The sequence below is a fragment of the uncultured Nisaea sp. genome, from assembly GCF_963974195.1.
Classification (GTDB): Bacteria; Pseudomonadota; Alphaproteobacteria; order Thalassobaculales; family Thalassobaculaceae; genus Nisaea.
In genome coordinates this window covers 1-11113 of record NZ_CAXBDC010000126.1, presented here as the reverse complement: position 1 = coordinate 11113, position 11113 = coordinate 1, and the positions used below count along the sequence as shown (strand labels likewise).

The following is an 11113-nucleotide window of genomic DNA, read 5'->3' as shown; positions in this document are numbered from 1 at the left end:
CGATGCGATGGAACGTGCCGGCTCCGCCGACCGTGCCAAGATCACCGAGGCGATGGCTTCCAGCACCTGGTCCGATCACTTCATGCCCTATGGCCCGACCAAGATGGTCAACGGCCAGAATGAAGGCGCGCAGGCCATGGTCATGCAGGTTCTGGACAAGGAGATCGAAGTTGTCGCGCCGAAGGCATTCGCGACCAAGGCTCCGGTCTTCCCGCGTCCGGCCTGAGGCCCTGCCTGACTTGAACTGGCGGCGGGGGCGTCCAGCGCTCCCGCCGTGCCACGCGGCCCGAACGCGATAGCAATTCATGGATTTTCTCGGTATCAGCCTGCCGTCCTATTCTCTTGAGACGGTCTTCGGTTCCGCCATCAGCGGTGTTTTCCTCGGTGCGATCTATGCTCTGGTCGCGCTCGGACTGACGCTGATCTATGGCGTCCTGCACATCATCAATTTCGCCCATGGCACGCTTCTGATGCTGGCCATGTATGCGGTTTTCTTCCTGTGGAGCATCTTTGGGATCGATCCCTACCTCGCCATGCTGATCGTCGTGCCGGGGGGGTATCTCTTCGGCTACGTGCTGCAGCGGAGCGTGATCGGCCGGACCAATCACGGCCGGGACGAGATCATCCTTCTCGCCACCCTCGGCGTTTCCATCGTGCTGGAGAATTTCGCCCTGTTTGCTTTCTCCGCGAACGAGCGGAACGTGCAGGTGCCCTATGATTTCGACGGTATCGATCTCGGCGTTGTCTATGTCGTCTGGCCGGAGGTCGCGGCGCTTGTCGGCTCGCTTGTGATCACCGCCGCGCTTTGGTGCTTCATGAGCTTCACGGATACCGGCAAGGCCATTCGCGCCGTTGCCAAGGAGCGGCATGGCGCCCGCCTGATGGGCATCAATGTCGAGCATATCTTCGCCGTCAGCTTCGGCATCGGCACGGCCTGCGTTGCCGCCGCCGCCAGCCTGCTGGCACCGACCTATGCGGTGTTCCCGCAGGCCGGATATCTGTTCGTGCTGATCGCCTTCACCGTCGTCGTGCTCGGCGGCATGGGCAGCTTCGTCGGTGCGCTGGTCGGCGGCCTTGTCATCGGCGTGACGGAACAGATCGGCCGGCTCTATCTTGGTGAAAGCCTCGGGCTGATCACCATTTCGGTGATCTTCATCCTGATCCTTCTGTTCCGGCCCACAGGCCTCTTCGGGCAACGGCTATGAGCGCGGCAACGATGAGCGGCAGCAACATGCAACGGATCGGCTGGGCCGTCCTGATCGGCGCTTTGCTGGCGGCACCCTTTGCCATCAGCTCCGGGCGCTGGATGGATTTCATCGAGATCACCCTGTTCGCCGCTTTGCTGGGGCAGGGCTGGAACATTCTCGGCGGCTATGGCGGGCAATATTCCTTCGGTCACGCGCTGTTCTTCGGCACGGCGGCCTATCTGCAGGCGCTGCTGCAATACAAGCTCGGCTGGAGTCCGTGGCTGACCCTCTGGATCGCCATCGGCGGCTCGGTCGCGGTCGGCGCCTTCGTCGGCTTCCTCAGCTTCCGCTACGGGCTACGCGGGTCCTACTTCGCGCTGGTGACGCTGGCTTTCGCCGAGGCGTTCCATGTGCTGGCCCGTTCGCTGGTTTCGGTGACAGAGGGCGGGCGCGGGGTGCAGCTTCCGTTGAACCAGGATCCGGAGCAGGCACTGGCCACCTTCCAGTTTACCTTTGCCGGACCGTTCCTGTCGGAAGCCGGCTATTACTACACGATCCTGGCCTTTCTGCTGATCGGCTTCGCCGTCACCGGCTGGCTGAACCATTCCCGTTTCGGCGCGCAGCTTCAGGCCGTGCGCGAGGATGAAGACGCGGCCTCGGCACTCGGCATCAATCCCTTCCGGGTGAAGATGGGCGCGATCTGCCTGTCCGCCGCCGTGACCTCGCTTGCCGGGATCTATTACGTGCAGAAATTCCTGTTCGTCGATCCGGGCATCGCCTACGGACCGGGCAAGTCGGTCGAGGCGCTGTTCGCGGCCATCATCGGCGGTGTCGGCACCGTGCTTGGCCCGCTGCTCGGCTCCGCCTTCATTCACATTGTCGGCGAGTTCGCCAAGGAGACCATCGGCGCCATGCTGGGGGATCGGCCGGGCGTCGACCTGATCCTGTTCGGGATCATCCTTGTCCTGATGCTGGCTTATATGCCGCGCGGACTTGTTGGATTGCTGGAAATGCTCTGGCGGAAATTCATGGCAAAGCGGGGAGGCGGCAATGCTTGAGGTTTCCTCCCTGACCAAACGCTTTGGCGGCCTCGTCGCCGTCAATGGCGCCAGCCTGAGCGTTGCCGAGGGCGAGATCGTCTCCCTGATCGGCCCGAACGGGGCGGGCAAGACCACGCTGTTCGCCACCATCGCGGGCTTCCTGAAGCCGAGCGAGGGCAGCGTCCTGCTCGGCGGGCAGGACATCACCGGGCGCAAGCCGCACGATATCTGCCGGCGCGGCATGGTCCGCACCTTCCAGGTGGTGAAGCCCTTCGCCGGTCTCAGTGTGCGGGAGAATATCGCCGTCGGCGCGCATACACGGATCGCCGGACGGGCCGAAGCGCTGGCTTTTGCCGGGAAGATCGCCGAGCAGGTCGGCCTTGGCGCCATGCTGGATCAGTCGGCGGGGGATCTCACCGTCGCCGGACGCAAGCGGATCGAGCTTGCCCGGGCGCTGGCGACGCAACCGAAGCTGCTGCTGCTGGACGAGGTGATGGCCGGGCTGAATGCCACGGAGATTCTGGAGATCGTCGAGATCATCCAGCAGATCCGAAAGAGCGGCGTCACGATCCTCCTTATCGAGCATGTCATGCAGGCGGTGATGAAACTGTCCGACCGGGCCTATGTGCTGAACTATGGTGAAATCATTGCCGAGGGCAGTCCTGTCGAGATCGCGCACGATCCGAAAGTGGTCGAGGCCTATCTCGGGCACGGGGCGAGCGAGCGGATGAAGTCCGCGGGAGGCGCCAATGCTTGAGGTCAAGGATCTGAAGGCCGGATACGGCCAGGCGAAGGTGTTGCACGGTGTTTCGCTGAAAATCGGCGAGGGCGAGCTGGTCGCCCTGCTCGGCAGCAACGGGGCCGGCAAATCCACCCTGAACAACAATATCTCCGGCCTTTACAAGCCGTTTGGCGGCAGCATCCGGTTCGACGGTATCGAGATTGCCGGTGCCCGGACCGAAGAGGTCGTGGATCGCGGTCTGATCCAGGTGCCGGAAGGCCGCCGGGTTTTTCCGAACATGACCGTGCGGGAAAACCTGGAACTCGGCTCCTACCGGCGGGCCACACCGAACAGGTCCCGGAATATCGACCGGGTGGTCGGGATCTTTCCGCGTCTGAAGGAGCGGTTCGATCAGTATGCCGGCACGCTTTCCGGCGGCGAGCAGCAAATGCTTGCCATCGGGCGCGGCCTGATGGCCGAGCCGCGCCTGCTGATCCTTGATGAGCCGTCTCTGGGTCTGTCGCCGCTGCTGGTGGAGGAGATGTTCGCGCTGATCCAGAAGCTGCGCGCCGAAGGGCTTGCGATTTTCCTGGTGGAGCAGAATGTCGTTCAGTCGCTGGAAATCGCCGACCGTGCCTATGTCATGGAGAATGGCCTGATCACGGTCGAGGGACCGGCGCAGGATCTGATGCATGACGAGGAGCTGCGCCGCTCCTATCTGGGGATGTAATCATGGCTATGACGCTGGCGGAAAAGATCATCGCGAAGGCGGCCGGGCAGGCAAGTGTCCGGGCGGGTGAAATCGTCACCTGCAACGTCGACCTCGCCATGATCCATGACAGTGGCGGGCCGCGCCGGGTGAAGCCGGTGCTGGAACGTCTTGGCGTGAAGGTCTGGGACGCGAAGAAGGTGGTCGTGATCTCCGATCATTTCGTCCCGGCGGTGGACCAGCAGAGCGCGGCGATTCTGAAACTGACCCGCGACTGGGTGAAGGATCAGGAGATCGAGGGCTTCTACGACCAGCAGGGCATCTGCCATGTGGTCCTGCCGGAGCGCGGTCATCTGAAGCCGGGCATGTTCGTCGTTGGCGGGGACAGCCACTCGCCGACGGGCGGCGCGTTCGGCTGCTACATGTTCGGCGTTGGCGCGACGGACATGGCGGGTGTGCTGGTGACCGGGGAGACTTGGATCCGGGTGCCGGAGACCATCCGGATCAACTGGACCGGCGCGCTGCCGCACGGCTCCTCCGCCAAGGACATGATGCTGAAGCTTTGCGCCACCCTCGGCATGGATGGCGGCGATTATCAGGCGGTGGAATATACCGGCAGCACGATCGCGGGCCTCTCGATGACCGAACGTATGACCATGTCCAACATGGCGGCCGAGCTTGGCGCGCAGGCCGGATTGATCGCGGCGGACGGGACGACGGCGGATTATATCCGTGCGGCGGGTGCCGATCCGGACGAGGGCAAGGCCTTCGCTGGGGACGAGGATGCGGCTTACCGCGTGGTCCACAAGTTCGACGCTTCCGCGCTCGGCCCGCAGGTCGCGGCGCCGGACAGCCCGGCCAATTCGGGTCCGGTAGAGGATGCCGACGATGCGCCGGTTGACCAGTGCTATATCGGCGCCTGCACCGGCGCGAAGCTGGAAGATTTGCACATGGCGGCCGAAGTGCTTGGCGGCCGCAAGGTTGCAAGCGGGACACGTCTTCTGTTGGCACCAGCCTCGACTCGGATTACCGCCGCCGCTGCCGCTGACGGCACGCTTGCGAAGCTGACGGAAGCGGGCGCCATCCTGATGCCGTCCGGCTGTGGTGCCTGTGCCGGTTACGGCGCGGGCGTGCTGGCCGAGGGCGAGACCTGCATGGCCTCGACCGCGCGGAACTTCAAAGGCCGGATGGGCGCGCGTTCCTCGAAAGTCTATCTCGGCTCGCCCTACACCGTCGCCGCGACCGCCGTACGCGGCCGTGTCGCCGATCCGCGCCCCTTCCTGGCGGAGAACAGGTCATGAGCGGTAAAGCCTGGAAATACGGCGACAATGTCGACACCGACCTGCTCGCCCCCGGCGCCTATATGAAAGGCCCGGTGGAGGAGCTGGCGAAACATTGCCTCGAAGCCATCGATCTTGAATTCGCACCGAATGTGCAGCCTGGCGACGTTATCGTCGCGGGCCGCAATTTCGGTATCGGCTCCAGCCGCGAGCAGGCGGCGGAAGTGCTGGTCCTGCTGGGCGTGAAAGCCGTCATCGCCAAGAGCTTCGGCGGAATTTTCTACCGCAACGCTTTCAATCTCGGCCTGCTGGCGCTGGTCGCCGATGCCGAGGCGGATGTCGAGGCCGGGCACGCGCTGGATCTCGATCCGGCCAGCGGCACCATCACGAACATAACAACCGGCGCGCAGATCGCCGCCGAACCCGTTCCCGAGCATCTCCGCCGCATCGTCGCGGCCGGCGGGCTCGTTCCCTATCTCGAGCAGAAACTGGAGAAACACTCATGACGCCTTCAAGCGTCCTGAAACAGCGGCTGAAACAGCCCGAGATCCTTGTGGCGCCGGGCGTCTTCGACGCCTTCAGCGCCATGGCGGCGACCAATGCCGGTTTTGAGGCGCTCTACGTCTCCGGTGCCTCAATCGCCTATACGCGGCTTGGCCGCCCGGATATCGGCCTGTTCGGGCTGGAGGAAGTGGCGGACGTGGTCTCGCATATTTCCGAGCGCGTGGACCTGCCGCTGATCGTCGATGCCGATACCGGTTTCGGCAATGCCCTGAACGTGCAGCGCACCGTCCGCCTGCTGGAGCGCTCCGGCGCCGCCGGGATCCAGATCGAGGATCAGGCGATGCCGAAGCGCTGTGGCCATCTGGATGGCAAGGCGCTGGTCTCCAAATCCGAGATGGCGGGCAAGATCCGCGCCGCTGTCGATGCGCGCCGGGACGAGGCAACCCAGATTATCGCCCGCACCGATGCCATTGGCGTCGAGGGCTTTGAGGTCGCCCTGGAACGGGCTGCGGCCTACAAGGAAGCCGGTGCCGATGTGCTGTTCGTCGAGGCACCACGCGACGAGGCCGAGATCGCCGAGGTGATCTCCCGCTTCGGCTCCGACATTCCGCTGCTGGCGAACATGGTCGAGGGCGGCAAGACCCCGGCCATGTCCGCGGAAGAACTGCAGGAAGCCGGATTCGATATCGTGATTTTCCCGGGTGGCCTGATGCGGGCGCTCGCCGTGACGATCACCGACTATTTTCAGAGCCTGCATGCCAACGGCAGCACCAAGCCGTTCCAGGACCGGATGCTTGATTTCAAGCAGCTCAACGATCTGCTCGGCACGCCCGGCATTCTCGAAGCCGGTAAAAAATATGACGGGGAGGGCGCGTGATGGCGGCGCTCGATCCGGTCACACTCGCGGTTCTGAAAGGGCGGCTTGAACAGATCGCGGACGAGATGGACGCGACCCTGTTCCGCAGTGCCTTCAACCCGATCATCGCCGAGGCACACGACGCCTCCCACGGGCTTTACCATGCCGAGACAGGCGAAACGCTGGTGCAGGGCAAGTCCGGCCTGCCGATCTTTGTCGGCGCCATGTCCTTCGCGGTGAAAGCCGTGATCGACAAGTTCGGCGCCACCGGCGGGATTAGCGAAGGCGATGTCTTCATCTTCAACGATCCCTATGAAGGCGGCACACACCTGTCCGATTTCAAGCTGGTGCAGCCCTTCTACCGGGACGGCAAGCTGTTCTGTTTCCTCGCTTCGGTTGGTCACTGGCACGATGTCGGCGGCAATGTTCCGGGGAACTATAACCCGGTCGCGACCGAGAGCTTCCAGGAAGGTATGATGATCCCGCCGGTGAAGCTGTTCTCCAAGGGAGAGCTGCGCCAGGACGTGATCGATATCATGCAGGCCAACTCCCGTCTGCCGGGCAGCCTTTATGGCGATCTCAACGGGCAGATCAACGCGCTGCGCCTCGGCAACGACCGGCTGGGCGCGTTGCTCGGCGAATATGGAGCGGATACCGTCGCGGGCGCCATGACCGAGCTGCGGGACCGGGCGGGTCAGCTCATGCGCAGCCTGATCGCGGACATGCCGGACGGACGCTATTCGGCGGACGATTTCCTCGACAATGACGGGATCGTGGACGAGCCGCTGCGCATCGCGCTCGATATCGTCATCGAGGGCGAGACGATGGTTCTCGACTTCTCCCGCACCTCGCCTGCCTGTGCCGGCCCGGTGAACATCTCCCGCTCGACCGCGATTGCCTCCTGCTATGTGGCGCTGAAGCATGTCTTCAAGGACGTGCCGGCCAATGCGGGCGTGCTGGAGCCGATCACCTTTGTTATTCCGGATGACAGCCTGCTGAGCGTCAAGGCGCCGAAGCCTGTCGGCGGCTATACCGAAACCATTCTGCGCATCATCGACACGGTGTTCGTTGCCCTCAGTACGGCAGCGCCGGAGATGGTGAACGGTTGCGCCTACGGCACCATCAACGCGCTGTCGCTGGCGGGACACCGCAAGAACGGCCAGCGCTGGGTGATGTTCTCCTTCTTCGGCGGCGGCCATGGCGGCAACCCGGAAGGGGACGGGCTGAACCACGGCAACGCGCCGATCTCGACCGCGACCATCCCGCCGATGGAAATCCTCGAAGCGGCCTATCCGGTGCGCTTCACCCAATGGGCGCTGCGGCCGGATAGCGGCGGTGCCGGACGTCATCGCGGCGGCCTTGGTGCGATCTACGAGATCGAGCTTTTGGAAGAGAAGGCTGACGTCTTCCTGTTCGGTGAGCGCGGCCGTTTCGCGCCGCACGGCGTGGTCGGTGGCGGAGACGCTGCCCTGAACACATTCACCTACGAGCAGGTGGACGGCGATCATACGCCTCCGATGGCCTCCAAGATGGTCGGCATCAAGCTGACGCAAGGCCAGAAGGTCCGGCTGGAAACGCCGGGCGGTGGCGGGTACGGCGATGTGCTGGAACGCGCGCCCGATGCCGTCGCGGAGGATGTCCGGCTCGGCTATGTCAGCGCCGATGCGGCCGCCAAGACCTACCGCACTATCATCGCTGGCGACGGAACCGTCGACACAGCGGCTACCGAAAACCTGCGCGCGGAGTCTGCGCAATGAATGATCTGAGCCGGAAGACCGTCGTCGGAGTCGATGTCGGCGGGACGTTTACCGATCTGTTCTTCCTCGACGAAGCAGCCGGAACCTGCGGCGTTGCCAAGGTTCCCTCGACCAAACCGGACCAGTCTGTCGGCATTCGCGGCGGTATCGGCGAGGGCGGGGTGGAACTTGGCGCCATCGGCACCATCGTGCATGGCACCACGGTCGGCACCAACGCGCTGCTGGAACGCAACGGCGCCCGCACCGGGGTCATCACCACGACCGGTTTTCGCGACGTTCTGGAAATGCGCCGCCGCGACCGGCCGCAGACATGGGGCCTCTGGGGCAGTTTCGATCCGGTGGTGCCGCGCGACCTGCGCCTTGAGGTGGATGAGCGCGTGCTGGCGGACGGCTCCGTTCATACCGCCGTCGATCCGGAGGCGGTGAAGCAGGCCGCGCAGACATTGCTGGAGCGGGGCGCGGAATCCGTTTGCGTCTTCTTCGTCAATTCCTACGCCAACGACGCGAACGAGACGGTGGCTCTTGAAGCCGTCCGTGAGGTCTGGCCGAACCCGCATATCACTGCGTCCAGCGTGATCCTGCCGGAAATCCGTGAATTCGAACGCGGCTCGACCGCCTCTCTCAACGCCTATCTCCAGCCGCCCGTGGGCAACTATCTGGAACGGCTGGAAGACGGTCTGCGGGATGGCGGCTTCGGCGGTCAGGTGCTGATCGTGCAGTCGAACGGCGGCGTCATGTCGGCCAAGGTGGCGCGGGAGCTGCCGGTGCGCACGGCGCTGTCCGGCCCGGCTGCCGGTGTCATCGCCGGGGCCTATATCGCCGAAGCGGCGGGTGAGCCGAACATCATCACCTGCGACATGGGCGGCACCAGCTTCGACGTCTCTCTCGTCGCCGACGGCCAGAGCGCATTGACCGCCCAGACTTCCATTGATTTCGGCATGGTCGTCCGCACCCCGATGATCGAGATCACCACCATAGGCGCCGGTGGCGGCTCCATCGCCTCTGTCGACCGTGGCGGGTTGCTGCAGGTTGGCCCGGAAAGCGCAGGCTCCGATCCGGGGCCGGTTTGCTACGGACTGGGCAACACACGCCCGACCGTGACCGACGCGAACGTGGTCATGGGCCGGATTAATGCAGAGCGCCCGATTGGCGGCAAGCTCGACCGGCTGGACGTGGAAGCCTCGAAAGAGGCCATTCGCGTGCATGTTGCCGAGCCTCTCGGCATCGAGGTGATGGAGGCGGCGGAAGCCATCGTCCGGGTTGCCAATGCCAAGATGGCGGGCGCCATCCGCCTGGTTTCCATCGAGCGCGGGCACGACCCGAAGACCTTCACCGCCATGCCGTTTGGCGGTGGCGGCTCGCTGCATACCGGCGCTTTGATCAAGGAAGTCGGTCTCGCCCGTGCGCTCGTCCCCCGCTATCCCGGCGTTACCAGCGCGCTCGGCTGCGTCATTGCCGACATGCGGCATGATCGGGTGCAGACCCTGAACACCATGCTGGACATGCTCGATCTCTCGGCCCTGAACAAGGCCGTCGAGGAAATCGTGATCGAGGCTGAAGGCCTGCTGGACGGCGCCAATGTCGCCTTCGAGGGTGTCGAGCGGCTGGTGGAGTTCGACATGCTCTATCTCGGCCAGACCCATACGGTGTCCGTCCCGGTTCCGGACGCGATGAATGGCTGCCGATCTGAACTCGATACGGTGAAGATCAAGGCGGCGTTCGAGACGGCCTACAAAGCCACCTTCGGCAGTCTGCTGGACGGGATCGGCATCCGGGTGATGAACCTGCGGGTGGCCGTGATCGGTACGCGTCCGAAATTCGATCTGGCACTGCTGGCACCGTCAGAAGGCGGCTCGGTCGACGCCTCCCGCACCGGGGCACGGCAGATCTGGTTTGACGGCAAATGGTGGGACAGCCCGGTCTATGATCGTCTGTCATTGCCGGTCGGCGCGGAAGTGCCGGGCCCGGCGGTGCTGGAGCAGGCGGATACCACCATCCTGGTCGATCCGGACCTCACGGGCACAGTCGACAGCTACGGCAATTTCGTCATTGCGAGGAAAGCCTGATGAGCGGGGAATTCGATCCGAAGACAACGGCGCTGCTGCTGGTCGACATGCAGAACGACTTTCTGCATCCGGCAGGTGCCTATGCACGCGGCGGTGCCGGGGCGGCGGAGATCGCGGCCCTGCCGGAAAAGCTGAAGCCGGTGGCGGACCGGATGCGGGAAGCCGGTGGCTGGATCGTCTCCACCCATTTCACGCTGGTTCCCGGCAAGGATGGCGAGCCTTTCATCTCGCCGCACCTCAAGCAGCTCCGTCCGTTCCTGCGGAAAGGCGATTTCGAGCCCGGCAGTTTCGGTCAGGATCTGATCGAGGGGCTGGCGCCCGCCGATATCAAGGTCGAGAAGGTGGCTTTCTCCGCCTTCTATATGAGCCGCCTTGAATGGGTGCTGAGCCGGGCCGGGATCGACCATCTGATTGTTGGCGGTATCGTCACCAATGGCGGCGTCGCCTCGACCGTGCGCGATGCGCATGTCCGTGACTTCCACGTCACCGTCCTGTCCGATGGCTGTGCGGCCTTCTCTCCGGAAGTGCACGAAACCAACATCGCCGCGCTGAAAAGCGTTGCCGGGATCGACACCTGTGCAGACGTGATCGGGCGGCTGAAATCATGATCGGTATTGCATCCCCGGAAGATGTCGAGTTCCCTGCCTGGGTTCAGACCATTGTCATCGGCGCCGGAGCCTGCGGGCTGACGGCGGCACTGGCGGCACAGGATGCGGGCGGCGAAGTGCTGGTGCTGGAGCGGGACGAAAGCCCGTTCGGCTCCACCTCCATGTCCTCGGGCTTCATCCCGGCGGCGGCAACGCGCTGGCAGCAGGAGCAGGGGATCGACGACGACCCGGGGGTGTTTCTGGAAGACATTCAGCGCAAGTCCCACGACCGCTCCGATCCGACGGTAGCGGCGGAGGTGGTCGAGGCCATCGGCCCGGCGCTGGAATGGCTGGAGGACGAGCACGGCATCCCGTTCGAGGTGCTGGACGGTTTCCTCTATCCCGG

Annotated in this window: 11 protein-coding genes and 1 pseudogene; all 12 read left to right on the top strand. The window is 64.2% G+C overall.

The features are described 5' to 3' along the window. Positions 1–226: pseudogene (locus AAC126_RS19735) on the top strand (ABC transporter substrate-binding protein); the annotation flags it as partial. A 79-nt stretch (positions 227–305) separates the two neighbouring features. Continuing rightward, positions 306–1205, top strand: a complete 900-nt coding sequence (locus AAC126_RS19730) for a branched-chain amino acid ABC transporter permease (protein ID WP_339856651.1) — start codon at positions 306–308, stop codon at positions 1203–1205. Continuing rightward, complete coding sequence (locus AAC126_RS19725) at positions 1202–2245, top strand: branched-chain amino acid ABC transporter permease (protein ID WP_339856648.1); 1044 nt, start codon at positions 1202–1204, stop codon at positions 2243–2245. The genes AAC126_RS19730 and AAC126_RS19725 overlap by 4 nt, the downstream gene beginning before the upstream one ends. Beyond that, on the top strand, positions 2238–2984 hold the full coding sequence (locus AAC126_RS19720) for an ABC transporter ATP-binding protein (RefSeq protein WP_339856646.1): 747 nt from the start codon (positions 2238–2240) through the stop codon (positions 2982–2984). The genes AAC126_RS19725 and AAC126_RS19720 overlap by 8 nt, the downstream gene beginning before the upstream one ends. Further along, positions 2977–3678, top strand: coding sequence for an ABC transporter ATP-binding protein (locus AAC126_RS19715; protein ID WP_339856644.1), 702 nt, complete (start codon positions 2977–2979; stop codon positions 3676–3678). Before AAC126_RS19720 ends, AAC126_RS19715 begins: the two co-directional genes overlap by 8 nt. A gap of 2 nt (positions 3679–3680) precedes the next feature. Beyond that, positions 3681–4958 (top strand): 3-isopropylmalate dehydratase large subunit, encoded by a 1278-nt coding sequence (locus AAC126_RS19710; protein WP_339856642.1) that lies wholly within the window; start codon positions 3681–3683, stop codon positions 4956–4958. Beyond that, positions 4955–5443 carry a 3-isopropylmalate dehydratase small subunit gene (gene leuD / locus AAC126_RS19705; RefSeq protein ID WP_339856639.1) on the top strand — a complete coding sequence of 163 codons (489 nt, stop codon included), beginning with the start codon at positions 4955–4957 and terminating at the stop codon, positions 5441–5443. The genes AAC126_RS19710 and leuD overlap by 4 nt, the downstream gene beginning before the upstream one ends. Beyond that, positions 5440–6318: an isocitrate lyase/phosphoenolpyruvate mutase family protein gene (locus tag AAC126_RS19700; RefSeq protein WP_339856636.1), complete on the top strand. Its 879-nt coding sequence runs from the start codon at positions 5440–5442 to the stop codon at positions 6316–6318. The genes leuD and AAC126_RS19700 overlap by 4 nt, the downstream gene beginning before the upstream one ends. After that, the gene (locus AAC126_RS19695) at positions 6318–8054 is read left to right on the top strand and encodes a hydantoinase B/oxoprolinase family protein (protein ID WP_339856634.1); all 1737 of its coding nucleotides are present in this window, start codon (positions 6318–6320) and stop codon (positions 8052–8054) included. The genes AAC126_RS19700 and AAC126_RS19695 overlap by 1 nt, the downstream gene beginning before the upstream one ends. Next, on the top strand, positions 8051–10120 hold the full coding sequence (locus tag AAC126_RS19690) for a hydantoinase/oxoprolinase family protein (protein ID WP_339856631.1): 2070 nt from the start codon (positions 8051–8053) through the stop codon (positions 10118–10120). Before AAC126_RS19695 ends, AAC126_RS19690 begins: the two co-directional genes overlap by 4 nt. Beyond that, on the top strand, positions 10120–10728 hold the full coding sequence (locus AAC126_RS19685; RefSeq protein ID WP_339856628.1) for a cysteine hydrolase: 609 nt from the start codon (positions 10120–10122) through the stop codon (positions 10726–10728). Before AAC126_RS19690 ends, AAC126_RS19685 begins: the two co-directional genes overlap by 1 nt. Then, on the top strand, positions 10725–11113 hold a 389-nt coding region (locus AAC126_RS19680; RefSeq protein ID WP_339856626.1), incomplete at its 3' end, for an FAD-dependent oxidoreductase. The genes AAC126_RS19685 and AAC126_RS19680, both read left to right, overlap by 4 nt.